The following is a 26734-nucleotide window of genomic DNA, read 5'->3' as shown; positions in this document are numbered from 1 at the left end:
AACCAAAACAACAAGAAAGCCGCAATTTATGCGGCTTTCTTGACCAGAACATGGATAAAACAATTATTTCACAGACAGTAGACTTTTAGATATGAAATTTAGCTGTGCTTCCAGTGTTACAGGGTCATTGTAAGTATCCCCTTTGGGATCTAACTGAAAGACATTGCCTGCCTTAACCGCAGGTAGACCTTTCCAGAGGGAATTGTCATATACGATTTGGGGATTACTTGTGTCACCTGACCATGGGCAAGTAAAAATAATATCCCCAGAAAATTCGGGAAGTTTCTCCAAGGAGATGGAGGCCCACCCCGTTCCACTGTCAATGGCTGCCTTCTGTCCTTCTGGCGGTGCCTTCAGGCCAAACTCGCCATAAATAATCTCTCCTCCGCGGCCGTAATTGTGACCAAATACATACAGCCCCTTGGCATATGGGTTCAGAATAGAAACAGTCTTGTTGCCAACAGCAGCTTGAACCTGCGGTTTCAACTCGTTAATTTTTTTCCCCCACTGTTCAACCCATGCCTTTGCCTCTTTGTCTTTCCCAGTCAGTTTACCGAAATCCAGCATCTGATCTTTATAATTCTTTTTCCCAAATTCAATAGCAACGACTGGCGCAATTTGCTCTAGCTTATCAATGCCTTCTGTACCGGTGTATACGATAATCAGATCAGGGTTCAGTGAAAGAATCTTCTCAGGCGTAACGTCTTTGCCCAAGTTTTCTACGCCATCTAACATCCCTTTAAAGTATGGATTAGTCATTGCATTATCCAAAATACCAACCGGCTTAACTCCGAGTGACAAAAAATATCCCGTGTAAAAAGCAGTCGTATCCACAATTCTTTTAGGATTCTTAGGTACTTGAACGTCCCCATTACCAGCATGGAACGTGACCATCTCATCTTTACCAGATGAAGTCGGGGTACTAGCTGGAGAAGGCAATGAGGCAGCTGTTGAAGTTGCCCCCTTCTCTGCCGTACCGCCAGTTTGACCGCATGCGGCCAATAGCAAGGTCAGTATCAAGGTCAATACAAATAAAGTAGAAGATCCTATATTTCTTTTTAATTTCAATGTAATTCCACTCCTGTTTATTGATATTGATAATCGTTATCAATATAACATGTACTTTGTAGCTTGGCAATTCTTTTGTATGTCATGCAGCGATCGTGTGCCGGCCGCCTTCATGCCGTATTTGAACTTTGGTCACTGTTTCGTTATAGGTAAAGTTTGGTTATAAGTACATGTATGGGTAACCGTACTGATTGAAGTATGATGCACCGGCCTTGCACGAACCTGACTAAAAAATTTGTTTAGCATGGAAGGAGCCCTTAAACATGGCAACGACAATACAACCGAAACCTGTTTTCCCTCCCCAGCATCAGAATCAGCAACCAGGCATCGAATCGCAAATGAACCCGCAGCCCGAGTTTGACAATACCGCCTACAAGGCTGCCGGCAAGTTGAAGGACAAAGTCGCGCTAATCACTGGAGGCGACAGCGGCATCGGCCGCGCCATTGCGCTCGCCTATGCGAAGGAAGGCGCAGACGTCGTACTTGTCTACCTGAGCGAGCATGGCGATGCAGAGGAAACCAAGCGTCACGTCGAGAATGCCGGTCGCAAATGCCTGCATGTCGCAGGCGATATCGGTGACGAAAGCTTTTGCCAGCAAATGATTAATCAAGTGGTGCAAGAGTTCGGCAAGCTCGACATTCTCGTGAACAATGCCGCCGAGCAGCACCCGCAGGAAAGCATTGAGGATATTACAAGCGAGCAGCTCGAGAGGACATTTCGCACGAACATCTTCTCTTTCTTTTACTTAACGAAAGCAGCCATCAAGCATTTGAAAGCCGGAAGCGCCATCATCAACACGGCTTCGATCACGGCATATCACGGGCATGAGCAGCTGCTTGATTATTCTGCCACGAAAGGAGCGATCGTGACATTCACCCGCTCGCTATCGCTTCAGCTACATGCCAAAGGCATTCGTGTCAACGCGGTAGCGCCCGGCCCCATCTGGACACCGCTCATTCCTTCTACGTTCTCGGAGCAGGAAGTTGCTGCCTTTGGTGCGGCAACGCCGATGAAACGCGCTGGTCAACCAAGCGAGCTTGCCGCAAGCTACGTCTTCCTAGCCAGCGAAGATTCGTCTTATATGGCCGGTCAGGTGCTCCATGTGAACGGCGGTACGATCGTTAACGGATAAGCGGTGCGGCTACTTGCCCCCATTCCCGCTTGATGCACAAAAAAACCTGGCTAATGGAACTACGGCCAGGTTTTTTGGGCTAGACTTTTTTTACTTCCTTAAGCTGATAATACAAACCACTCGAATCTGACCATTCCGCGAAAAGTACGTGCTCATAATGCGGAATTCCGCTAAGCTGCAGAAGCTGGTCCACCCAAATCCTGTCTCGCCCGAAGCGCTTCAATGTATCTTCATTGATGTTGCCGTTTTCAATGATGTAGGCGGGAAGGCTGACGCTGCCCTGCTGGTCTTTTGCATTGCCGCTGATCTCTTCCGGTTCCTTCTGGCGCAGCACGCTGATGCTGCCATTCGTTTCGAACAAGGCATAGGACACTTCGCGCAGCGAGAAAATATTATTTTCCCGAAGCAGCATGCCCAATTGGGCGAAATCAAGATTGTTGCGCTTCATAGCCTTGAAATCAACCACACCGTCCCGGATAATCAGATCGGGCGTTCCCGCCGCATAACGGGACAGTCTGGGGAATCGGGCGATAAACTTCTCCAACCCCAGCGCTAGAAGCGTCCAGATAACCAGTGCAAAAAGTAGATGGCTAAGATGAATATTATCATCATAAATCGTATTGCCGACCAGTTCACTGAGCATTAAAGAGGAAACGAAATCAAAAGCGGTCAATTGGGAGATCTCTTTTTTCCCCAATAGTCTGGTCATGATCAATAGACCTATCAAAGCGACTGTAAGCTTGACACCGATACTTACATAAAGATTGGAATCCACCTTCATCTCTCCCTTTGGAGCCAATTTTTGTAATATCATCCGAGTAAGATCATCATTTGTAAAATCCTTTAGAGCTTTTATTTTTATTGGAAGACACTTTCTTATCAAACCGTGGCTTAATTTACATCCCCTTGCCATCGGCTTTTATGTATTCGTAAGTTTCACTTCATCCAAAGCTCTCTGCGCCAATCCGTTAACCACGATGTCGTCCATCGGCGGATTATGCAGTCCTGCCCGCACGTCGCGGTACATTCTCTCCAGTGGTAAACTGCGTGACAAACTCGCAGCACCGACGATACGCATCGCTGTATCTACAATCGAGATAGCTTGATTCGTGGCCACATGTTTGGCCAAGCCCAGCTCCGGCTTTAGCGCTTTGCGCCGCTCAGGTTCCCGGTCCCAGCGATCCGCAACCGAGTAAAGCACCGTGCGCGCCGTTACAAGCGCGATTTCCATTTCGCCGATTTGACGCCGAATATTCGGTAATTCAGCTATCGGTGTGGTCAAGCTGTTCGGTCGATACTGCTGCGCGAAGTTAATCGCAAAGCTTCTAGCCGCATGTGCAATCCCGATATAACAAGCGGGAATATGCAATAGCCAGCCACCTTCGTCGGGTCTGCGCTCCTCGCGTGGTGCTCCCGAACGATGAACAAGCTGATCATCTGGCACGAATACGTCTTCAAGCACCACATCGTGGCTCCCCGTAGCGCGCATACCAAGTGTGTTCCATGTTTCTTCTACACGTACGCCTGATCCGGAACGTACAAAAAACTCCCCGGTTTCCTCCGTGCCCTCAATCGCCGCCGAAACAGTAAAACATGTGAGTATCGGACTCAGCGTACTGTAGGTTTTCCGTCCACTCAGCAGCCATCCGCCCTCTGTCGCAACGGCCTTCGTTTCCGGTCTTCCCCCCCGACTCGGACTCCCTGTTGCCCGTTCCGTCGCCAAATGATTAATCAACGCACCTGTTTCCACCGACTCTCGGCAAAAACGTGCATACAACGTTTCCGGCCAAGCATTCGTAAAGCGAAGCTGATGCAGCAAACCAACGTGCCAGCCCACCGCAAGCGTTGTTGAACCATCGCCTCGCGCGAGTCGTTCCTGTGCAAGTACCAATTCGTATAGCGACGCTTCCTCTCCGCCGTAAGCCCACGGTACTGTCAACTGCAAGTAGCCTGCTTCACGAAGATCCGCGAAATTGGCGAACGGAAAGCTTCCCTCTGTATCATGATGTGCCGAACGATTCGCGAAGCGAGCGGCTAATCGATCAGATCGTTGCGCAATCTTTGCCTCTCGTTCATTACGAATATATATATCTGTTCCTATGCTCTCAGTCATTTCTCTCTCTCCTCTGCTTGAAAATATATTAGAATACTCGGAATTATATCGAGTATATGCTTGCTATTAAACTGAAAATATTAGAGACCTAAACTTAAGAAATTCAGGTAAAATAAAGGGCAGCTCCATGTTGTATGTATATTCAGCTATTATTCTTACGCTAGCTTAGGGCTTTGGTGGCCGATTGTATGGAATGTACATTGGTTTGATTTTTTCAATATTCTTTAGTTGTTCATCTGCTTTCCAGTTATCACTATGCTTAGTAGCTTGTAACAACCATTTCGCACCATGAGATAGCCATTCCTTGCGGTATGTTTCAAAGGTATATAGCATATCATCAACGCCAAACTCAAAAGCACAGCATACGCATACTTCAAATGATTCATTACCTTTTTCATCATAAGGATGCTTTTCTAATTCATCATAACCACATACTGGACAAATGTGTCCCATTTTTCCCTCCTATATTTGTTGTGATGATATCCTTGAATTTAATATCCTTATCATATAAAAAATCCATCCAGCCATCGGCTACTAAGACATTCTCAGCATTATAAAGCATAATATCTGAATACCTATCCAATGAACCATCTAAATAATTTAAGTTATTTCCTTCAACGCAACTGTCTGACCAATCAAACCGAAGCTTATCAATAATTATATGATAATTTTTCAAGTCACTTAATAATTGCCTCTCAACTTCACTTCTTAGGTTTGGACCCATACTAATAGAAAGACCTAGATCTTGAAAATTGGATTTCATATTTATCCCCACCTACTTTCTTGCAAACGCCGATCTTAATTTGAACATATTCTTCGTTCTTTACCATATTCCTTTTGGTGCTATCCTCCCCACTTTGTTGTGTAAATCTGCCGTTACTTGAATTAAGGGCTGCCTCGCGGCAGCCCTTTTGATATTGAACTATAGTTTCCGTTAGTTGAATTGATAGCTGTTTAACGACTAGATGTCGTCTGGAGCATCTCCTGCTTTACTCCAGTATTTTAACCCATCCATAGCTCTTTCTATATCATCCATATCATCGTTACCTAATGTGTTATCAAACTTTTCGGATAACATACCTCTAACTTTAGCAAGCCTATTCGTTACCTTCCTTTCATCAATGAAACGGCTGGTTTCCTTTTCATATTCCGAATTGTCTTGCTTCAACTCTCCTTCTTGATATTTTATAGCATAATAAGAACCCATCTTGTGTAATGATGTCATAATTAACTCAATCTCTTTAAGCACCTCTATTAATTCAGAGCCTGACATGCTTATTTGCTCATTTGCTTTCAGCATTTACTCATCTCCCACATCCTTTATTTGTTCAACTTTATTTCCCTTAGCACAATTATCTATTTCAATTATTGCTCTTAAAATATTGCGAACTAGCAAAATCTTGAATAATTATTTGGATCATTTCCATTGTCTTTTCAGGCAATTCATTTGATTTATAGAACTTATATTCTATTATTTCATTCTGATCTGGTCTAATTGTTCCACTATATTGATTCGAAACATAAGTAATTGCTATGTAATGTGTTTCTGTTCCTGAATTAGTTCTTTGATAAAATCTCTGACCGGAAAATACGTTATAATAGAGCATCTCCTCGATATTAATTTCAAGTTCCTCTAGTAATTCCCTTCTTATTGATTCTTCAACTGATTCCCCAGGTTCTAATAGTCCACCTGGAAGTCCCCATGAGTTGTCGTTATGTTTAACTAATAAGATTTCCCCTTGTGAGTTATACAAAATTATAGTTGGTCGAACTAGTATTAATGGGAAATTACCTACAAGTTTTCTTAGTTCTTGGATATACATTTTTAGTAAACTCCGTCGAATTTAGTTTTTATTTCCTCTGAGGTATTCGTTATCTATGTAAACTATCCTGCTCGTTACTTCAACAAAATCGGGATCGTCTGACTACTGCGATGCAGCTAGTGATCCCTATTTAAATAACGTTCCCAATTAGCTCAACAAATGGGTGTTTAAAATCTAAGTATATTTGTTTTCCCACTAAGCAAATCTTCAAAGACTGGTCTTTGAACTTTGTTTATTTGATCTAGTGAAATATCGTCAATATTCCAGAACTGCAATTTCAGCGATTCGCATAGTCCGTCTTGAAATTTTAAAGTATCCCCATCTTCAGATAAATGCTCATTGCAATCAGTCCAAGCATTGAAGAGAAACATGACGAAAACAACTTTGTTTCCATCAGGGTAAATATATTCCATCCTAGGTCCGCTATATACTGCGTAAAATTCACAATCCTTAACAGACAATCCTGTTTCCTCAATAACTTCGCGAATCATTGTCTCTTGGATAGTCTCACCTGGATTCATGCCTCCGCCTGGTAATCCCCAATCGCCATAATCGGATCTCTTCTGCAATAAAATCCTACCCTTACTATCTCTTATAATCGCTCCTCCGGTTACAACAATCCTCATTTACTGTAACTCCCTACTTAGTTAGTTATAGCTAAGTTAAGTATTCTTGGCTTTCATGAAAAGTCCTCTCAGGAAGTGAGACTGTTGAGGTAGTCTGCCAGTTAACGGGGTAAAGGGCTGTTACTCGGTAGCCCTTCACTTTTTAGCTATCGTTCTGCATTGGCTTAGCGAGTCATACCTGCTCTTGTTTGTAAATGTTACTAACTAACCAGTTTACTGCATCTAATAGGTCCTTCGCAATAAAATCTGGTGATGCTTGCTCGTACCATTTGTGACGGTGTTTTTCCAAAGACTGTTTACCCCAGCCTGTCTTTACTAGAATTCTTTTGGCTCCTACTGCAGCAGCTGCCAGCATATCTGTTGAACCCACATCGCCAATAACAGCGCAATGTGTCAGGTCTAGTTCATGATCAGCAGCAGCCTTCTGGAGCATCCCAGGTCGTGGTTTATGACACTCACAGCCTTCTTCTGGCTCATGAGGACATATATATGCTGCATCGAATCCATAACTATCAAATTCTTTTTGAAATTCTAATTCTGTCGCCAGTCCCTTAGATATGTTATGTTGATTAGTAAGGGCAAATATTTTAATTCCATGTTCTTTTAATAATTGCAATGCTGCTAGAGATGAAGGGAATAACTCAAAGTCTTGAGGATGAATAAAGTGACCGTTCCCACCTAATGTTCCATCACGGTCAACAAAAACAGCTTGAATTTTCAAAGGAATCCCCCTAATGTGTACTTAACATATATTGGGTAATTCTCTAAATCATTCGATTTATCCTGCCCCACTAGCATTGCCGCGGCGATCTGCTCCCCTAAATGTCTAAATATTTCTATTCTAATCATCATAAAATTTATCTAGTAAGTAGGCTTTCCCAATTATCTTCACAAGTTTTCCAATTCGTTTCTTTGAAAATGTTTTTGTTCTATACCAAGGCTGTACTGACCGTTCGTGAAGAGAAGGGCTGCAATGCTGCAGCCCTTCAGGTATTACCTATCACTCGTTCCAACGTCAACACGTTACATAACTCTAGCGGTTACAATGTGGTGGTAATTAATTACTTTCAAACCTCTTGGTGAAGCATTTTTATGATAGATGTCCTCTACGTCCTTTAAACATTCTCGCCAAACTACTTCTTTAACTATTTGGTTCTGTCCAAAGCATTTTTTTATTAAAACATCTTCAGGCCGTGTTAAAAACTCTACTTCTTCAATCACTTCGATATTAAAGTCAGTTAATCCAATGCTTTCCTTGAAATTATATTTTGTTTCTATGAGTTCAAGGTCAAATGGATTAATAGGTAATCGATGAAATAAGCCAGGGAAAAGGTCTCTCAATGCCCCCCCTGTTCCACCATGATATAAACCCATAACAATACCACCTGGTTTTGTTATTCTATTGGCTTCCTGGTACAACCAAGGTCCTTTTTTGGTATAGATTAAATCAAAAGAATTATCAGAGAATGGTAATCTAGTGTCAGCATTTACCCTCAAAAATTGAATTGATTCAGACGGTTTATTTTCATTCGCTGTATGAATAAACTCTTCTATTATATCGATTCCCACAACTTCTCTTGCCTTTGTTGCCCATTGATATGTAAATTCACCGTGTCCATACCCAACATCAAGAATACTAGACTCTTTTCCTATGTATGACGATAACTTTTTGGCAAATACCATTGCCGCTGTTGGTTCATCAGTTTCAGACTTCCAAGGGTATTTGTATTCCCCGATTTCGGTACCTAGTTGGGTATACCATTTCTCGCTATAAGGGGTTACCCATTCTGAATGTTTCATTGGGTCATACAAATTTTTCTGATTTTCCACGCGAAACGCTCCCTTTCAAAAAAATTCAAGAATTAATCAACAAAACAATTGGTTGCCGTACCTTACTCTCCTGTTTTTTGGGATCAGGAAATTAATTCTCCATTATTATTCATAAACCTTTTACAGAAGATAACCCTGTAACTTAAGACAAGGCGACCTCACGGTAGCCTATTCGATATTGAACTATGGTTCTGCTTTAGTTCAACCAGGTCTCCCAGAATTCCATATCAATATGTTTATTAGTCTCTGATATTGTTTTTAAAACCCGTTACTGCTCTTCAGTTGGTATTGGTTTTTTTCCAATGCAACGGGGTTTTTCCGACCAACAGAAAGTTCTTTTATAAAACCTAACGCACTAGGGATACTGCGATTTTGTGTGTTTCCCAATAGCCTGCAACGCGCATAGCGGTATAAACTGGGAATTTGTCCTCATCATCCCCTGTTTCATCTTCATATCCAATGACAAGCCATGATTGAAGCCAATCTCCATCACAAATACCAGTAAGAGACTGTCTATTTACATCAATGCTATATCCAATTTGCGCACTCCTACGGCCCAATTTCGATCCATAAATTGGCGAAACATTTGACTCCCAGATGCGTTAATGTATATATCCTGTAATTTGGCCCTGAAGAGCATTGGAGGAAACCTTGTATGCGAAAACAAACGCTTACCTTACTATCCGTTATCCTGCTTAGCGGATTGGTCTTCGACAAAGGCGTGCACGCTGCTGATTCGAGTTCTGCGTTACTATCGTTACCCATCGAACTTGTTTTAAATGAGCAACTTACGCCTATATACGACTCGATCGATGGTCAGCACCTATATTCCGCCGCACCTCAAGTCGTGAAGGTCGATGGAGCAGAATCAGGCTGGGATCGTAAACTAATTCAAAATCATGAGGCTATCTGGTTCGAAATTAAGACGGCTGACGGGGAACGCTGGGTTCACCTGCAAACCCCAGAGTTTCGAGAAGACTACTATCAACATATCCTGCTGACCGATAAGGAGAGCATCTATAATGACCAAGGCCCTGGCGCTTGGAGCGCGGGTTCCATTTCTCCCCAACTGCTACGCGTCCTGTATGCCGAAGATGGCAAGTATTTGGTCCAAACCTGGCTCGGCTATCGGTGGATTCATCCGCTGCACCCCATCCTTGACGATGTACAAACGTATGCTGCGAACAGCTCAGGCATATCGTTTGAATTACCGACAATCTCACCCATGTTCGATTCGCCGGACGCCGGCAGCAAGTTGGCAGGCTGGCTTGCCCCGCAGTGGTTCACATCGAAAATCGTATGGAACGGCTGGTACTATGTGGATACTTGGGATGGCCCCCACTGGGTAAACCCGAAAATGGGGTATCCTGCGGACTTACGCAGCGAAGAGACGACGCTTATGTTAGATGAAACGGCGGTTGTTTACGAACATCCGAATAAGGCGGCCCATGTGCTCGGATCCCTTACTCCTCAGACCGTTAGCTCTTTCGAGCATGGAGGCGGCTGGTATCATATTCACAGCTCGTGGCTCGGCGATTCGTGGGTATACGCTGTGAAACAGGACCAGGATCCCGATGCTTACGTTGCCCCGACGAATGTAGAGGTAAAACCGATTACAGTAATCAATCAAACTAAAATCATTACCGAACTCGGATCCGGGGGGCGAAATTATCCGTTTGATTTGACGGTTCATGTTAAGAACGAGGCTGGCAATTTCTCCGACGAAGCTTTTCAACCTTATGGAAGTGATGTCGGTATCCAATTCGCAGTCCGGAATATGAGTGAGGTTGCGCTGACGATGCAACCAACTACTTCTTTCAAAATCGACATCTCTCGTCGGGATACGATGGATGGATCGTTGACGCTAGTCTGGTCTGGTCAAATCGATTCTCTGGATGCCAAGTTTGCGGGCGGCGAAGTACATTCGCTTGACTTTATCTGGGATCAGAAAGATTCCGACGGGAAGCAAGTTCCTTTTGGCGAATATTCCGTTGAAATTAAACTGCCGATGAGCATCAACTTTACGAAGGATAGCGAAAAGGGGACGCTTCAGCACGAGAACGCCGAGAGAGCCATGCTTACAAGCTTCCCGCTGCGAATCAGCGCTCAGTGAGGAAAGAAATAGGTGTTCGAAGAAATTAAATAACACTTCTGTAAACATCATTATCTTCCAAGTTTATCGCTAACTTTTTTTCTTTACTGGCATCCAAATTTCGCTATATACGCTTTTAGATGTCCCATCGTGCTTTGTAAAAGAAATTCCTGGTATATCTGTTAATTCATAATCTGAAGAAGGCAACCATTCGGAATAAATTTTTGCGGTAGTTTCTTGAAGCGTCGCAGGAAATGGTCCTTGATTAGGGAAAATTGCCCACAGACTTTCCTCAACAGAAATTTGCTCTAAATCATCGAACCGATTTTCATGCGTAGTTGCAAAACCAATCATATGAGTTAAGTGTCCTTTTTCTTCCAAGAAACCATCATCAAATTCATAAGATACATTCAAGACTTGATGAGGATATAAATCTGATAATTGATGCATTTCACTTCTTTGTTGTTCGGTAATTGATCGGGCTAATTCTAAGATTGCATTATTTTCACCTTCAAATTGAATTGGCACTCTTTTCGATACACCTACTAAATTAAACTTCTCTTTCTTTTCAATTTTGAATTCCATTGATTTTCCTCCTCTTATATCGATAAAAAATGAAAATTTGGGAAATGATTTTTGAATTTTGTTTTTGGTTACTTCTGATGGTAAAAAACCGCTCCACTCACGAAAGGCTCTTGAAAATCCTTCTATTGATTGATATCCATATTTATAGGCAATAACTGTCACTTGTGCTCCGTTAATTAATTCAACATTTGCAACAGATAATCTCCTATTTTTGATGTACTCATTCAATGACATTCCAGCTTATCGGAATTTGTCTTTCACACTGATCAGTGTAATGAACTCACGTGTCCTCATTAAAAAAGCGTTCACCCAAGTGAGTGAACGCTAAGAAGAACTAATCATGTTTTTATTCACGACTTCAAGACTTTATTTGTTCGGCGATATCTGCCTTCTCTACAATTACTAATGAATAAACAGCGGCACCACATTCTCCACCCATAGCACTTTGTTTTATTACTTTCCAGCCATTTTCAAGTAGTGCGTTTAATTCATTGAGATTATTTTTCTTTCCACTAGTATAGTATACAACGATGGCTTGTTGCATTTTTCAAGTCACCTTCCTTACTAATTGATGGTTACAGGTAATGATCACTTAGCGGATTCATAGGGATCACCACAAAATCATTATAACAAATTACGCATAACTCCATTTAGTTTATTCCCTAAGCAATAATAAAATAAGGACCGGAACCCAACAGGGCTCCAGTCCTTATCCGCCTATCCTACCGCTTCTAAGGCTTTAAGTTAAACTGGCGGGTAACAGAAGATCACCTGCAAGGGTGTATCTCCTTCACTGACCCACTTCATAGTGGTAATAGAAACTGGTAAGAAGAAGCTATCTCCTTGACCGATAACTATCCTGCCAGATTCATATGACAGAGTCCCTTTTCCCTGAGTGACTATTCCGATAGCGAAGGGGCCGTTTAACTTAGTGATAAACGATTCATTTACAGTCAACCGGTCCATGGTGAATCGGTCAGTGTCCGATGCTTGAATAAGTGCTGACAAGCATCCACCGCCAGTTTCTTGCAAAATGCTCGGTTGTTTGTACCATTTGTTTCTTATTTGTTCCAACGAATGGTTCTCATAATGAAAACAGATCAACATCTCATCGAAGCCCAAGCCCTGGTGACAGGCCTGGTCTGGCACATGGTTACCTCTTGGCGTGGTTCGCTCTGTCCGAAGTGTGTAATCTGTTGGCTCTTGGATTTCAATTAGGAAGCATCCACTTCCGATTGCGTGAGGCACTCCGCCTTCAACAAGGAAAATATCACCTTCATGTACGGGTATCCGATGTAGAGCATCAATCATACCTGGAATATCCTGCGATTCAAATAGGTTCTTCCATGCTTCGGCAGTCACTCCCGGCTTAAAGCCAAACAAAACATAAGGCTCTTCGCCATCAATTGTTCTGCCACCGAGCACATACCAAGCCTCTGTTTTGCCAAATCGAGACTGGAATTTACTCTCCGCAAACTGTCGATCTGGATGCACTTGAATCGTCAGTCGCTCACTGGAATCGAGCAATTTGACCAATACAGCCGTCTGAGAACCGAACTTCTCGACATGAGCTTTGCCCATAAATGCTACCGGATCAGAATCTATCACTTCTTGCAAGGTGATCATCGACCCATCAGCGAGTTTAACCTTGCTCAATCCTTCTTGTACGTGTTCACGACCAACATTGGCAGCTTTCACGACAGAAGCCACCCATTCCTCTGGAAAACTATTATCTTCTGGAGCAACTTGTTTCTGCCATTGATCGATAAGTTTGCCTCCTGAATAGGTTCGCCATACCCGGTTTGGCTGCAGCAGAAATGGTTGATTCCTCAATTCTTTGAAAAGATGATGTGACAACCTTATCCCCTCCACGAAAGTTTATAAATGCCAACGTCCTTTGCAGGAATCGTAACACCAAGGGACACCCGTCCAAGCTCCTGCCAACTCTCAAGTTTGCAGCTATGTGAAACGCAGGAGACAGCCTCTAATTCGGAATCTATGCCGTTTAGGTACACATCAGAGGCGATAGACTCATTTGTATAATTGAATACAAACAAGAGCATACCGTCTTCCCCTTTCAAAGAACACAATTTCAACCTAGCATCCGTTATTGAATGAAGTGAAAGTGAATACAGCGCATCCAAATGCTGGACCCATTTACGTACATCCGCTGAAGGTTCTTTATGGTATCCGTACCACAACATCGTCGAAATGTATAAGATGCGGCCTTTGCCTACTGGTGAGTGCAGTACACCGGGAGAGTCATCCGAATAACTGCCCAACACGTCCACATCTGGGCTAGTAACGCTTAGCATTTTTCGTTCAAAATAACCAGGCAGGCTTGATAGCTCTCCCTCTTTAAGTGAAATTTGCAGTTCCAGTGGATCAATGTCAATCAAATGATAGCCAAGATCAGCATTCAAATTCCCACCCGGTAAGTGTTCATTCATAAGACTATCTTCTTGTATTTCGCCAAATTTACCATCTGCGATAATGGTTCCACCTTGTTCAGCGAACTGCTTTAGCGCCGCTGCAAGTTCAGAACCAATCGTCAGTTGATTCGTTAAGATCAGGGTTCCAAACGCAGACGCCTTGCCATTCTTCACATCATCTGGCGTAATAAACTTAGCAGGGATGTTCAGTTCCCATAGACACTCATATAATCCGGCTATCGAATTAATATATATATTGGCTTCGTCAGGCACAGTTAACGTAAAAGCTTTGGTAAAGTCATGTGTCAACTTATCATACATAATAGCCACGCGCGGCTGCTCAGGATCATAGTTTGTAAATGCTGTGCGATGTTCCTTAAGGATTCTACCGATTTCAGCAGCGGCATCTGCTCTAGGTGTAAAGCCTCCTTGCGAATCAACCAGGCCACGTCCAGCCGTTTGAATTCCTTTCATAAAAGGGTCCCATTTCCAATAAATAAGTCCCTTAGCTCCATGCGATATCGCTTCCCAATTCCACCAATTTATTTCGTGCGGGTAAACCAAACTTTTGGGTTTAAACATACTTCTATGATGACTTTGCAGCTCAGAGATCCAGAAACGACCTGTCCGTGTCGCAGAGTGAACACCGACAAAGGTTTCCCAACGTTTATAAGGCGGGGTTCCTTCTAACGTCTCTTTGGGATAAAACGAGATTCCATACTCATCTACGTTCTCTGCGATGTTCCAATCATCATGAGGTCTTGAATAAAAATTATCCGTAGCTACCATAGAGTTAATATTGTCAGCGATTGTCACACGTTCTGGATCAACGGCTTTGATATAGCCTCGCCATTCACTCATAATGATTCCCATGTTTTCCTTACGGAATTGCTCCCAATCCACGAATGGCATTACACTAGCCCATAGCCAGTATGTGAACTCGATTTGGTTCCAGTCATAATACGAACGGTCCCACACTTCATTCAATCGTTCAATACGGCCATATTTCTCTTCTAACCAGCTGCGGAATAATTGTAAAGTGAACCGATCATAGGAAGTAAACATGGTTTCATTCAAAATATCGTACCCGTATAGTGCGGGGGAATCTTTATAAGCTTCTGCTGCAGCTGTATAATGCTTCTTCACAAGCTGCTTGATTTCCGGATGATTATAGTTCAAATAATCGAAAATAATTTTATCATTATCAACAGTTCCGTTTGCCTTCTTCGCGTAATAATCTTCTTTCATCAAAAAATCTGGCGCATACTCGAGTGCAGTAATTTGGCCGGCCAGTTCCATGATAACTTTCATACCTATTTGTTCCGCAAGTTTTAAAATCTCGATCCCTGTTTGAAAAGGGTAGTTGGCGCTTGCTTTATTTTCCCACCAAAAGAAGGCCGGCCAGATGACAACGAAATTCATGCCGCACCGCTTCATATCTTCTAACTTTCTTCTTATATCTTCAAGCGAAAACTCTCTATGCACCTTAAGAACGGAGCCATACGGAAAGTCTGAGTTCTTCATTGGAATCTCCTTACAACTTTACGAATTTTGTCGATGACATTCTTCCATAACAGCAATTTGTTGACGTACTTGTTGCGGTGTAACTTCAAGAGGTTTCCCATTTACAATCGTCTGATACATCATGGTATAAAAACTTTCAGCCATCGTATGGAATAAATCTTTGCCTTGTTCGGTTGGGGCATCCCAACTTTCTTCATACCACTTCAATTGCTCCCGGCAATACGCAGGCTCATTTTTTTCATTGACCAGAGGGGTTGTCACCAATTGGAGCTCTCCCGCTTCCTCTTGTTTGAAGTATTTCCAGTCCAAATGTTTGGTGCTCCCCGTGATCCCGCCTCTAGTCCCTTGAACATTATAAGTAAAACTCGGGTATGCACAGCAGGAGGAGATTTCCACATCAATGACTGGACGTCCATGGCCATGCAAGATGATCTTTACATAGTCTTCGGCATCCCCAGCTGTATTCGCGCGATCCATCATACAAGTGATATGCGGCATTTCCTCGCTTCCAAAAAATTGGAGAGCCTGATCTACGGGGTGTGGCCCCGTATTTAAGAGGTTTCCTCCATCATTTGCTCGTAATGTTTGCCAATCCCATCGTCTTGCAAAATTATTGTAGGCAATACTAACCTGAACCACTCTGCCAATTACGCCAGACTTAATAATTTCCTGCACTTGACGATAGGCAGGCGCGTACCTGGATTGCTGATAGATAGCCAGCAATTTCCCGGTTTTCTTCGCTGTTTCAATCAAAATATCTACCTCATCTACCGTTCGGGCAAGAGGTTTCTCAGATAATACATGAAATCCGTTTTCCATAATCTCTTTGGAAATTTCAAAATGAAAGTTACTAGGTGATGCATTTATAATTAAATCTAGATCATTTCTCTTGAACAGATCATGGTAATCACGATAAACATCACAGTTCAACTCTTTGCTGGCTCTTTCCAGCCGTTCTTCCAACATGTCAGCTACGGCAACAATTTCATATTGCTCTTTCATTTGACTTAGGGAATAGGCGTGTATATCACGCCCACTCCTCCCTTGACCTATAATTGCAACTCTGATCTTTTTCATATCGTTACCTCCGATGCTAATTTGCGCATGTATTGTACATACTGGGGAAATGCAATTTCAGGGTTCTCCAATTCGGGATGCCATTTTTTCTCCCATTCTAATGTAAAATAGCCTTGATATCCCTCACGTTGTAGTAACTTATATATGTCTTTCAATGGGATATCGCCTTCCCCGGTTAAACAGTATTGGAAACCTTCTCCCCCGTTTTCCTCGGTACGCGAGTCTTTCACATGTGTGTATGCAATCCATTGTCCCAATGTCCTCCAGCTATCCTCAGGTTGTTCTCCCACCATTCGATAAGGATGGTGCACATCCCACAGTACTCCGACAGCTTCAGTGTCAACCTGCTCCAACACCTTTTTCATATTTGTGCAAGAAATCCAATCATCATGAGTTTCAATCAAAAGCTTAACGCCGTATGCCTTAGCGATCTTTGCCATTTCACTTACATGTTTAACGACCTTTTGGACAGCCGTTTCTCGATTGGCATCACCAATTTTTCCGCCAAACACACGAATATAGCGAGTTCCGAATATGCTGCAGAGCTTTGCAAATTCGGTAATCTCCTGCCTATTTTTCTCGTAATTTTCCTCAGAGAATAAATGGACAGAGCTGGAGAAGCAAGAAACATGCAATCCGGCATCCGTGATTTTACGAAGCGTTTCTTCCACCTGCACGGAGAACTCCGGAAGCTTATAGATGTTCATTTCGCCGGTCAAACCTCTAAAGTCTATTGCGTCAAAACCATATTCAGCAGCGCTGGAGATAATTTTATCTAAAGGCCATTCGGGGCATCCTAGTGTTGTGAAGGATAATTTCATATAGGTTCACTCCTTATCGTTATTTTTTTTAGCCGTTTTTCTTTTTGTAGGATTCGTTCATTTCCTGAACAATTTTAAGAAAGTTGGCATCTCCCTTTAATTCTGCAACGAATTTGTCATAGCTTGCGGAAGTTTCTTTACCTACAATCATTTTGACCTTCATATCCGTAATTTTTTTCTGGTATTCAGGCCAATATTTCACCCATGCATCCGAATCAACCCCGATGGACGGATCAAGAACCGCAAATTTGGCCCGTTCGTCGATAATTTTGGTGTGAGCATCGTAGAAGTCTTTGGTGATACCAGACTTATACGCTTTCTGATACTTATCATATTTCAAAAAGATTTGTCCCATCGCCTGTTGGGATACGTTATCTTTCTTAGCCTGCTCCGTCGGTATCTTAAATCCGTCCTGCTCGGTGAAATGAACATCCTTAAAGCCATAATTCGCTAAGTCGGATCCTTCATCGGATGCGCCGAAGTCCATGAACTCCATAATTTTCTTTACTTTAGCCTCGGGCACTTTTTTAGGAATCAAGAACATGCCGAACGAACCTGGATCCGTTATCGTTGTATCGTTCAATGAAACAAGTGGTTTCACGTAGGCATCAGGATTTTGTTTTCTAAGCTCTGCCGTTGATTCCCAGGCTTGGTCCATAGGAACGGCATCAATACCACCTTTTCCCGCCTTCATCATATCCAGCGTCTGCGTCTGCTTCAAAATACTGAAATCCTCCGGGATCAGCTTCTCCACATATAATTTATTCAAATAAGTAAGGGCTTCTTTTTGTGCGGGTAAGAAAATGATAGGAGTCAGGACGCCATTCTCCAGCTTCCAATCTCCAACAGTCTTCGTAAAAGCCGTCTCGATGACATTGAATTTACCTATTCCTGTCGGGTCCGCATACCCCAGGAAACCATAGGTATCATTTTTACCGTTACCGTCTGGATCTTTCGTTGCAAAAGCTTTCATGACATCATACAACTCATCTGTGTTTGTAGGCTCTTTCAAGCCCAATTTATCCAGCCAATCCTTACGAATATTCAATCCGGTTTGCCCATATACAGGTCTTACACGTGGAATTCCATAGTTTTTGCCATCGCCAAATGCGAGGTTCTTCCAGGTAAGCTCTGGGAACTTAGCGAGATTGGGATAGTTTTTATACATCGTAGTTAAATCCCAGAATGCGCCCTGTTGAGCCATACTTTTAACCAACGGATATCGTTGGGGGTAGTCGGCAAGAATTAAATCTGGTAAGTCACCTGATGCCAATGTTACGTTTAATTTATCAGCGTAATTATTCGGAGATACCCACGTGATTTTAAGCTTCGTGTTGGTCCGTTTCTCGATCTCTTTTACAATCAGATTATCTTCACCCGGGGGCTCCTGAGAGAAGAATGTGGACATGATGCTAATTGTCGTTGGCTCTTCTTTCTTATCACTACCACCTGCATTCGTTCCTGATTTGGAACTGCAAGCTGCCGTTGTTACCAGCAGAACAGCTGCAGTCGCGACTGTAACCGTTCTCAACATTAATTCTTTCTTTAAGACCATCTTGAAAACCTCCTTATAATTTATATATCATTCCTTAACAGAACCGACCATAACACCTTTTGCAAAATGTTTCTGCAGGAATGGGTATACCAGGATAATGGGTACGGTAGCAACAACGACGGCTGCCATCTTCAATGTTTCTTTCGGCATTTCCTGTTCGGAAGCGATTTGACTAGCAAGATCGCCTCCGCTCGTAGATGAATCGATCAGCATATTTTGAAGCAAGACTTGAAGCGGCCACTTGTCAAAGTCGTTAATGTATAGAATGGCGTGGAAAAAGACATTCCAATAGCTAACCGCATAGAAGAGCCCAAAAGCCGCCAAAGAGGGGAGTGATAATGGAAGGATGACTTTTAGCCAAATTCCCAAATCATTGCTGCCGTCGATGCTTGCTGCTTCTTCCAAACTCACTGGTATACTGTCATAGAAACTCTTCATCAGAAAAATGTACCATCCACTGGTTAAAGCCGGAATGATTAATGACCAGATGCTATTGATAAGCCCAAGGCTTTTCACAACCAGATACGGTGGAATAATACCGGGATTAAACAAGATCGAGATTAGCACGAGCAATAGCAGAATCTTTCTACCCCTTAATCGCTTTCTGGACAAGGAATAAGCAAAACTTGATGTAACAGCAAGGCTTAAGATTGTTCCCACAATAGCAAGAAATGCACTATTTCCCCCAGCACGGATGAATGCCCCAGTAGACAACAAATACTTATAATTAACAAGTGTCCATTCGGATGGGAGGATGAAAGCTCCCGCTTTATGGATGTACTCGGAAGGCGTTGCAAAGGAGACGATTACGATATATAGAAAGGGTATCATCGTAACGATCCCAGCAATAATAAGGATGATCGTAACCAAGAGATCGAATGTCAATCCCTTCACATTTCTTGTCATTGTCCTGCCTCCTCAATATAAGCCATCTTCGCCAAATTTTTTGGCCAGCCAGTTGGTTGACACGACCAGGATCAATGCCACAACTGATTTGAAAAGCCCTACTGCCGTTGTAAAACTAAACTGTCCATTTTTGACCCCCATACGGAAAACATAGGTTTCAAATACATCCGATACACTAGAAACCGCACTGCTGGTCATCAAATATACTTGTTCAAAGCCGACATCCATGACTTGGCCAAGCCTTAGTATCAGTAGGGTAATTACCACATTCCTAATAGATGGTAAGGTAACATACCACATTTGTTGCAGTCGATTCGCACCGTCCATCTTAGATGCTTCGTAAAGAGCTGGATCTGTACCAGCAATTGCCGCCAGAAAGATAACCGTACCCCATCCAGCTTCTTTCCAAATCGACTGTAAGGTAAGCATGATCCAGAAGTAATTGGGATTCGTCAGAAAATCGATTTTCTCAAAGCCCATCATAGCAACAACATTATTGATGACCCCTCCAGTTCGTGAAAATAATAGGAAGGTCATGCCTGCTATAATTACCCAAGAGAAGAAATGCGGTAAATAGACAATGCTTTGAATGGTTGTTTTAAATTTCATATTTCGAACTTCATTTAATAGAAGAGATACGATAATAGGTACAGGAAAGAAAAATACCAGATTAAGGAGACTAATCATCATCGTATTTCTAAACAGATTCCAAAATTCACTGCCAAGGAAAAACCGTTCAAAATTCTCAAAGCCTACCCACTTGCTGTGTAAAAAACCTTGATAAGGTGAGTAATCCTGAAACGCAATCAGAATGCCACCCATCGGCACATACTTGAAAATAAGAAAATAAAGGATGCCAGGAAGAGCTAATAGATAGAGATATCTATCCCTTAGAATGTCTTTTACAGCAAGTTGAAAATTACTTTTTCTTGCTGTTTGATTGTCTACCTTGCCTACTTCTAACCAAGTTTTTTGCATGCCTTACCACCTTTCTTCTGCTTCCATATTTCATAATCTGAATGTACATGAGGGCCCTATTTATCACAATTAAACATTTTCCTAAATCTATTTACTGGGATCATACTTTTTCCTAAAAGTGAGTTTCAAGCCCATTTTCATAACAAAAAGAGCTAAATGCTCATCGCATTATAGCCCTAATCCTGAATCTCGATATTCACCTGGCGTTATACCCTCTGATTTTTTAAAAAGCTTGTTGAAATAAGATGGCTGATAGCCGACTCTTGTTGCAATTTCAGTCACCTTTAAATCCGTGTTTTTTAGCAGCTGCTTAGATTTCTCGATGCGAACTTCAGTCACGTAATCAATAAAGTTCTGTTTGGTGACCTCCGCAAAGACAGCACTTAATCGCTTCGGCAGGATGCCGATTTTATCTGACAAATATTCCAAAGAAATATCATTCATATATTCCTGAGCAATGATTTCCTTCACCTTATGAATCGTTTGTTTCATCTCGATACCTTGTTTCTCGGATAATGCTTTGAGAAAAGGCAGAATTACCGTATTTCTGAACCATTTATTAATTTCGTCGATTTCCTTTAATTTGAACAGCTGCTCATACAGATTGATTCCCTGGCTTGCGCTAGCATGGGCTACGTCAAGCTGAATCATCGCTCGTAAAACACTGCCAAGCAGCTGAGCGGTAAATTGTTGTATCTGAAATGCCTTCCCTGCATTCTGTTTTAACACCGCATGAAACTCATGCAAGAGTTCAATGGTTTCTTCCTCTGCTCTCATTTGAAGCGCTCGAATCAATTCTTTCTCAATTTGAAAGGGATAGTCCAGATTTTCTTTCACATGCGGAATAAAATCATCTGTGCTAAGAATCTGCCCGTGCTCCCCAATTTCCCGGAAATGCAGACATTGCTTGACCTCATTCAATGCTTTTGGCAGATTCTTAAGATCATTGGCTGGCCTGCTGATCCCAACTGCTACATGTACACCTAATAATTTAGTAATCATAGTGATCAATTCATTCGAGATTTTATAAAGCTCGCTTTTGATTTGTTCCCTTGGCTTATCCTGTTCAAAAGATACGAGTAAAGAAACGGATAAATTATGGAGATTGATAACCTCCATATTAGCTTTATCCATGGAAAGCTCCTCAATAATATTGGCTGCCGCGAAGGTGACAAGCTGCTCGTCCCCTTCTACAAACCTTTTACTTGTTTCTGAGAATGGGGATAATTGAATGAGCAGAAGGGTAAATTTCTTATTCAAGGTATCCCAACCATGTCGCTCCAAGCGTTCCCGCAACTCATTTTCAGAAAAGAAATAGAGCTGATCCTGTATCAATTGCAGCAAAAATCCCTTTTTTATGCTATATCGATTCTCTTCTAATAGAGATTGAAACAACTCACTTTTACGTGTAATATTAAGCCATTTGTCTTCTATGAACTTGATTTCATCCGAACGATCCTCATCTGGTATTTTGTTGCTTATCCCCCCGCCAAACAGTTGAACTAAGCGCTTAATTGGCCGATACATACGTTGCGAAGCAAACCAGGACAATAAAGCAGCAATGACAATCCCCATAAAACTTACACCTAGCATAAGCTTGGAAGTCAATGTAATCGGTTGCATTAATTGCGAGATTGGCGTACCAATGACGTATCTCCAACCGGAACGCGAGAAGGTAGCTGTGGCAACTGAGTATTCCTCGCCTTCCCATTTTACAGTGAAGGAGCCCTGACTTGAATCATCCTTTAACACTTTGCTTCTTATTAAATCCTTTAAAGGTTGTTTGGATGTGTCCGTCTCTTTGCCTGATGTGATCCAATCGCCATTCGGCTTCATGATAAATGAAATGCCATTCTCATAAGGATTCAATTGTGTAATTTCTTTGTCAATCATGTTCTTGTCCAAATAGACGAATAGAGCTCCGTAAGGCCTCGTACTTATAAAGGGAAGCTTATGCACTAATACTAATGGAAACAACGATGAAACATCGCTTGGATAAAAGTTCTCGGCGTCACTCCAATACATCAAGTCCTCCGATTTTAGTATCGTATCATAGGCTGACTTGTTCGAATCATCTTTGAGCCATATTGCCCCTCGATCATTAGAAACTAACATCTGCTGATTCTCCAGAAATAAATCAATCCTCATAATCATGGGATCCGAGCTTTGGGTCACAGCTAACCATCTGTAAATATCTTGCATGACCTGAAATTCTTCTATGAAATTAGCATGCCTAATCTTTTCATCAAATATGGAGTTAGCTGCTCCTTTGTCCACCGTCATCTCAAGCTGCGAGAACTGCTCATCGAACCGTTTGAAAACTTGTTCAAGCTGGTACTTATTCTTTTGGTATACTTCTTTCTCTACTTGGTTAATTCCAATCATATAAGTACTAATTCCAATAATAGCAGTGGGGAAACTAGTTACAATCAAAACAAAAATCAGGCTTTTTCGAAAATAATTGCCTCTCAAGCCCCGTCTGTTCACTTTAAATTTCAACATTGACAGTACACTCATAAAAATCTCCTTATTATATGAGATGCTATTTTAGTATAAAATTCGACATATTTATTCATTTTCCTCTATCCCGATAAAATAACTAAACAAAAAAAACGCTAACACTGTTCTACTAGAACGGTGTTAACGCTTAGTTCTGGCATCAAATGTACATTCAATCAATATCAAGCAGTTCAAGAATAACGCCCAAATCATCTGTGCTTTCTACATAAGCATATTTATTGCCATTTTGAATAAGCGGGAACCCGAATTCCTCCAACTTAGCAGCAGTTTCCAGCATTCTATTCTTGGCCTTAAATGCCATGTGATGAACACCCGGACCTTTGGTTTCAAGGAATTCCTTCCAGGTAGAAGGATCATTAGTAGGTTCAATAAATTCTAAGACTAGATTCTCCATGTGAAAAAAAGAAAGCCTTACTCTCCCTTGTGTAGGTTGCCCCATGTAGCTAACTGTGTCGCTGCCATCTTCATTAGCCATGATGATCGTGGGAGCAGGGACTCCCAAAAGCTCGGCAAAGCGGAGGGTCGCCTTTTCTACATCACGAACGATAATGGCAATCTGACAAACCAGAGTTGTACCTAGAATTGTATGTTCCATCGTTCTTCTCCTCTCGTTTAAGAAGGTTTGATTCGATAACTAACAAAAGCCAAATGCCTGCTGTCTGGCGACCAGGAATTGACGTTAAGAGTTCCCTGTCCCCCGAACAACTCAACAAGCGTTCGATACCCGCCCCCCGAGCTGGACATGACACGAATCTCCACCTGTTTGTTTGCAGGATGATCGCTGGGGGCGACATCTCCCTTACGATAAGTGATATATGCTGCCAATTCTCCATCTGGGGACACATGGGGAAACCAATTATTGCTCTCATCAAACGTCATTTGAGTCTGTTCACTGCCATCGGCATTCATACGCCATATTTGCATAAGTCCTGTTCGTACCGAGTTGAACCAGATATGTTGACCGTCTGGTGAATACTCAGGACCGTCATTTAATCCGGTGGTATGCGTTAATTGTGTTTCTATGCCCCCGTTTACTGGTATCGTGTAGATGTCGTATTCGCCGTTCCGCTCTGCGCAATAAGCTAGCGTGCTTCCGTCCGGTGACCAACCGTGCAAGTAGCTTGGAGCTATCGGCGTAATGAGCGTCGGCTCGCCCCCCTGCAAGGGGAACGTATAAATGCGAGAAAGACCATCCTCGTGAGTGTGATGGCTTACCGCAACATACGAGTTATCCGGTGAGAGCACATGATCGTTATTACATTGAATGGCATAGCCGGATTCGATGGCTGTACTATCCCTGGTCGTGAGCTCAAACTTATAAAGACGGCCTAAGCTATTATAGACAAGATGGTTGCCATCACACGTCCAATTGGGTGCTTCAATCAGAAAATCAAATTCAGCTAAGACCTGCCGTTCGCCACTAATCACATCTACTGTTTCCAACATACTGATCACGTTTCTTCTTTCTGCCTTTCGTGGTTCCTTTAACGTATTCACCCGCAAATCTCCTTCATTTTCAATTCGCCTACCTATTAAATAGGCATCGGTTCTCCTTTATAATTGATAAAAAAGGAATCTGAACCTATTTCCTTTTTCATTTCCAGAATATCGATAATACCATTAGCACTTTCTGCAGGATCTCCGGGGGCTCTCTCGCCGCCCATATCTGTTTTGATCCAGCCTGGGTGAATGGCGTACACACGAATCCCTCTATCTTTTACATACTTTTTAAGCTGTTTAGAGAACATATTAATCGCGGTTTTGGATATCGCATAAGGAAAATCTCCCCCATAGGCATTGGAGATACTGCCTGCTTCTGATGATATATTTAAGATGGATTGCGAGTCCCCTTCTCTCATTAGAGGAAGCAGATGTTTGATGACCATCATCGGACCAAACAAATTAACTTCGAAGGAACGAACGACATCCTCGATGGGCAATTCTTCTAAAGCAACACCTCTTCCGAGCAAAATCCCCGCGTTGTTAATGACGGCATCAACGGTTTGTTTTTCTGCACGTAACGTTTCCGCTAACCGGGCAATCGAGTCTTCGTCGCATACATCGAGCTGAACAGGCTTAATTTGGCCGGGGAAACGGCTGACCAATTCCAACCATTTCCCCTCTTCCTGCAGTGAACGAATCCCTGCTATGACCTTGTGACCCCTCTGTACAGCAGCGAATGTCAATTCGAACCCAAGACCACGATTTGCACCGCTAATGACAATATTCATCTCTGCTCCTCCTTTTTGTTCATGCTAGGCCCGGGGCTTGATGTTCAAATTAACGCCCAAATCATCCTCAGCGTCGACAATTGTCCAGCTGCTGCCAGGATAATAACCTATGGTCCGCATGGCATAACCCATCTCCTCCAGCTCGCCGATGATGGCATCACGCTTCTCGCCTACCTGGAAACCTAGATGATGTACGCCGTTGCCATGCTGATCAAGAAACTCCCGGAACGTACTGTCTTTCTCGTCAGGTTCGTGCAATTCAATAACAAAATTGCCAACTCGTATATTCGCGAGCTTGAGGCCGTAGAAGGCCGGTTTCCCACGATACGTCAAATCAGGATTATGTACAGGAGGAAGATAACGAATTTCCGGCACAGGAAAATTCAATAAATTTGCCCACGTCTCCGCAGCCTTCTGGATATCATTTACGACAATAGCGATCTGAATAAAACCGTCAAAGCTAATGTTATTCTTCATTTTTACACCTTCCAATTTTCATTTTTTCACTTCTTCTGCCTCATTCCTTCACACTGCCCATCACTAGCCCGTTTGTAAAATACTTTTGCAAGAAGGGATAGATGCATAATATCGGTATCATCGCCAAGAACATTTGCGCAGCTCCCGTCGTTCGGGCACTAACCATGGACAAATATTTGGATAAGTTGCCGCTAAGGTCGGTGTTGTTGCGAATAAATTCTTCCGGATTTACGACAACCGTTTGCAGATAGGTTTGTAAGGGATAGTTTTCAATTTTGTTCATATAAATCATGCCATCAAACCAGCTGTTCCAATGGTCTACGAATGAAAAAAGCGTTACTGTCGCAAGCGTGGGTATTGAAACTGGCAAAACCACGCGGATTAGCGTCTGCACGTGACTCGCGCCGTCCATATATGCGGCCTCCAGCAATTCCTTCGGCAGACTGCGCATATAATTCATCACAACCAGCATACTGAACACGGGGAGCGCCCCTGGCAAAACAAGCGCCCATATGGAATTCATTATTCCAGTGCTCTTCACCACCATGTAGGTAGGAATCAATCCGGCATTAAAGAGTATGGTCACAACAAAGAACCATGAGAAAATACTCCGCGCACTAAAATCTTCTTTAGCTTTAGAGAGAGGATAAGCTGTCAAAATGATCAATAGCAAGTTGAGCGGAACGCCGATGGCCGTTCGTTTGATAGAGACTAGCAGCGACATGAAGAACTTCGAGGTATTCGTAATAAATTGATAAGAGATTGTTGTAAATCCCACTGGGAAAAAAGTAACTTCTCCTGCAGCTACGGCTACTTTGTCTGAAAATGATACTGCCAGTAGGTTGATAAACGGCGCTATGCATAACAGTGCAACAAGCAGCAGGAATACGGAATTGCTCACTAGGAATATTTTTCGTGATAAAGAATCCTTTATTCCCATGGT

General features: G+C 42.6%; 28 protein-coding genes. 2 read left to right on the top strand and 26 right to left on the bottom strand.

The features are described 5' to 3' along the window. Window positions 1-63 precede the first annotated feature (63 nt). The gene (locus AC58VC_RS17630) at window positions 64-1068 is read right to left on the bottom strand and encodes an ABC transporter substrate-binding protein (RefSeq protein WP_497370078.1); all 1005 of its coding nucleotides are present in this window, start codon (window positions 1066-1068) and stop codon (window positions 64-66) included. Between the two features lie 263 nt (window positions 1069-1331). Between AC58VC_RS17630 and AC58VC_RS17625 the strand changes: the two genes are divergently transcribed. Continuing rightward, window positions 1332-2201, top strand: a complete 870-nt coding sequence (locus AC58VC_RS17625) for an SDR family oxidoreductase (RefSeq protein WP_497370076.1) — start codon at window positions 1332-1334, stop codon at window positions 2199-2201. Between the two features lie 79 nt (window positions 2202-2280). On the opposite strand, the gene AC58VC_RS17620 is transcribed toward AC58VC_RS17625, so the two are convergent. From AC58VC_RS17620 to AC58VC_RS17575, 10 genes are all read right to left on the bottom strand, one after another. After that, window positions 2281-2976: a DUF421 domain-containing protein gene (locus AC58VC_RS17620; RefSeq protein WP_497370075.1), complete on the bottom strand. Its 696-nt coding sequence runs from the start codon at window positions 2974-2976 to the stop codon at window positions 2281-2283. 144 nt (window positions 2977-3120) lie between these two features. After that, a complete protein-coding gene (locus AC58VC_RS17615; RefSeq protein WP_497370074.1) occupies window positions 3121-4314 on the bottom strand; it encodes an acyl-CoA dehydrogenase family protein in 1194 nt (397 codons plus the stop codon). Window positions 4315-4479: 165 nt separating this feature from the next. After that, window positions 4480-4767 carry a hypothetical protein gene (locus tag AC58VC_RS17610; RefSeq protein ID WP_497370073.1) on the bottom strand — a complete coding sequence of 96 codons (288 nt, stop codon included), beginning with the start codon at window positions 4765-4767 and terminating at the stop codon, window positions 4480-4482. Next, a complete protein-coding gene (locus AC58VC_RS17605) occupies window positions 4736-5077 on the bottom strand; it encodes a hypothetical protein (protein ID WP_497370072.1) in 342 nt (113 codons plus the stop codon). Before AC58VC_RS17605 ends, AC58VC_RS17610 begins: the two co-directional genes overlap by 32 nt. Window positions 5078-5275: 198 nt before the next feature. After that, a complete protein-coding gene (locus tag AC58VC_RS17600) occupies window positions 5276-5614 on the bottom strand; it encodes a hypothetical protein (protein ID WP_497370071.1) in 339 nt (112 codons plus the stop codon). A gap of 61 nt (window positions 5615-5675) precedes the next feature. Continuing rightward, on the bottom strand, window positions 5676-6137 hold the full coding sequence (locus AC58VC_RS17595) for an NUDIX domain-containing protein (RefSeq protein WP_497370070.1): 462 nt from the start codon (window positions 6135-6137) through the stop codon (window positions 5676-5678). A 167-nt stretch (window positions 6138-6304) separates the two neighbouring features. After that, the gene (locus AC58VC_RS17590; protein WP_497370069.1) at window positions 6305-6763 is read right to left on the bottom strand and encodes an NUDIX domain-containing protein; all 459 of its coding nucleotides are present in this window, start codon (window positions 6761-6763) and stop codon (window positions 6305-6307) included. A gap of 172 nt (window positions 6764-6935) precedes the next feature. Further along, the gene (locus AC58VC_RS17585) at window positions 6936-7484 is read right to left on the bottom strand and encodes an HAD-IIIA family hydrolase (protein WP_497370068.1); all 549 of its coding nucleotides are present in this window, start codon (window positions 7482-7484) and stop codon (window positions 6936-6938) included. A gap of 302 nt (window positions 7485-7786) precedes the next feature. Beyond that, entirely contained in the window at window positions 7787-8593 is an 807-nt protein-coding gene (locus tag AC58VC_RS17580) for a class I SAM-dependent methyltransferase (protein ID WP_497370066.1), read from the bottom strand. A gap of 347 nt (window positions 8594-8940) precedes the next feature. Beyond that, on the bottom strand, window positions 8941-9153 hold the full coding sequence (locus tag AC58VC_RS17575) for a hypothetical protein (RefSeq protein WP_497370065.1): 213 nt from the start codon (window positions 9151-9153) through the stop codon (window positions 8941-8943). 95 nt (window positions 9154-9248) lie between these two features. On the opposite strand from AC58VC_RS17575, the gene AC58VC_RS17570 reads away from it, so the two are divergent. Beyond that, complete coding sequence (locus tag AC58VC_RS17570) at window positions 9249-10706, top strand: flagellar hook assembly protein FlgD (protein WP_497370063.1); 1458 nt, start codon at window positions 9249-9251, stop codon at window positions 10704-10706. Window positions 10707-10775: 69 nt separating this feature from the next. On the opposite strand, the gene AC58VC_RS17565 is transcribed toward AC58VC_RS17570, so the two are convergent. The 15 genes from AC58VC_RS17565 to AC58VC_RS17495 form a co-directional block, all read right to left on the bottom strand. Continuing rightward, a complete protein-coding gene (locus tag AC58VC_RS17565; protein WP_497370061.1) occupies window positions 10776-11504 on the bottom strand; it encodes a GyrI-like domain-containing protein in 729 nt (242 codons plus the stop codon). 124 nt (window positions 11505-11628) lie between these two features. After that, window positions 11629-11814 (bottom strand): hypothetical protein, encoded by a 186-nt coding sequence (locus AC58VC_RS17560; RefSeq protein ID WP_497370060.1) that lies wholly within the window; start codon window positions 11812-11814, stop codon window positions 11629-11631. 200 nt (window positions 11815-12014) lie between these two features. Then, entirely contained in the window at window positions 12015-13127 is a 1113-nt protein-coding gene (locus tag AC58VC_RS17555) for a type I phosphomannose isomerase catalytic subunit (RefSeq protein ID WP_497370059.1), read from the bottom strand. Between the two features lie 2 nt (window positions 13128-13129). After that, the gene (locus AC58VC_RS17550) at window positions 13130-15226 is read right to left on the bottom strand and encodes a beta-galactosidase (protein ID WP_497370058.1); all 2097 of its coding nucleotides are present in this window, start codon (window positions 15224-15226) and stop codon (window positions 13130-13132) included. Between the two features lie 18 nt (window positions 15227-15244). Beyond that, window positions 15245-16303 carry a Gfo/Idh/MocA family protein gene (locus AC58VC_RS17545; protein ID WP_497370057.1) on the bottom strand — a complete coding sequence of 353 codons (1059 nt, stop codon included), beginning with the start codon at window positions 16301-16303 and terminating at the stop codon, window positions 15245-15247. Beyond that, complete coding sequence (locus tag AC58VC_RS17540) at window positions 16300-17124, bottom strand: sugar phosphate isomerase/epimerase family protein (RefSeq protein ID WP_497370056.1); 825 nt, start codon at window positions 17122-17124, stop codon at window positions 16300-16302. Before AC58VC_RS17540 ends, AC58VC_RS17545 begins: the two co-directional genes overlap by 4 nt. 28 nt (window positions 17125-17152) lie before the next feature. Then, on the bottom strand, window positions 17153-18679 hold the full coding sequence (locus AC58VC_RS17535; RefSeq protein ID WP_497370055.1) for an extracellular solute-binding protein: 1527 nt from the start codon (window positions 18677-18679) through the stop codon (window positions 17153-17155). 27 nt (window positions 18680-18706) lie between these two features. Further along, the gene (locus AC58VC_RS17530; protein WP_497370053.1) at window positions 18707-19585 is read right to left on the bottom strand and encodes a carbohydrate ABC transporter permease; all 879 of its coding nucleotides are present in this window, start codon (window positions 19583-19585) and stop codon (window positions 18707-18709) included. A 12-nt stretch (window positions 19586-19597) separates the two neighbouring features. Beyond that, the gene (locus tag AC58VC_RS17525; protein ID WP_497370052.1) at window positions 19598-20563 is read right to left on the bottom strand and encodes an ABC transporter permease; all 966 of its coding nucleotides are present in this window, start codon (window positions 20561-20563) and stop codon (window positions 19598-19600) included. A gap of 168 nt (window positions 20564-20731) precedes the next feature. After that, the gene (locus AC58VC_RS17520) at window positions 20732-23080 is read right to left on the bottom strand and encodes a helix-turn-helix domain-containing protein (RefSeq protein WP_497370051.1); all 2349 of its coding nucleotides are present in this window, start codon (window positions 23078-23080) and stop codon (window positions 20732-20734) included. Window positions 23081-23234: 154 nt separating this feature from the next. Further along, window positions 23235-23678 carry a VOC family protein gene (locus AC58VC_RS17515; RefSeq protein ID WP_497370050.1) on the bottom strand — a complete coding sequence of 148 codons (444 nt, stop codon included), beginning with the start codon at window positions 23676-23678 and terminating at the stop codon, window positions 23235-23237. Window positions 23679-23695: 17 nt separating this feature from the next. Beyond that, window positions 23696-24580 (bottom strand): TolB family protein, encoded by an 885-nt coding sequence (locus AC58VC_RS17510; protein ID WP_497370049.1) that lies wholly within the window; start codon window positions 24578-24580, stop codon window positions 23696-23698. A gap of 35 nt (window positions 24581-24615) precedes the next feature. After that, window positions 24616-25314 (bottom strand): SDR family oxidoreductase, encoded by a 699-nt coding sequence (locus AC58VC_RS17505; protein ID WP_497370047.1) that lies wholly within the window; start codon window positions 25312-25314, stop codon window positions 24616-24618. A gap of 24 nt (window positions 25315-25338) precedes the next feature. Next, window positions 25339-25791, bottom strand: coding sequence for a VOC family protein (locus tag AC58VC_RS17500; RefSeq protein ID WP_477498045.1), 453 nt, complete (start codon window positions 25789-25791; stop codon window positions 25339-25341). Window positions 25792-25831: 40 nt separating this feature from the next. Next, window positions 25832-26731, bottom strand: coding sequence for a carbohydrate ABC transporter permease (locus AC58VC_RS17495; RefSeq protein ID WP_497370046.1), 900 nt, complete (start codon window positions 26729-26731; stop codon window positions 25832-25834). Window positions 26732-26734 lie beyond the last annotated feature (3 nt).

The organism is Paenibacillus sp. J22R67 (genome assembly GCF_059692175.1).
This window is presented reverse-complemented; position numbering and strand designations above follow the sequence as displayed.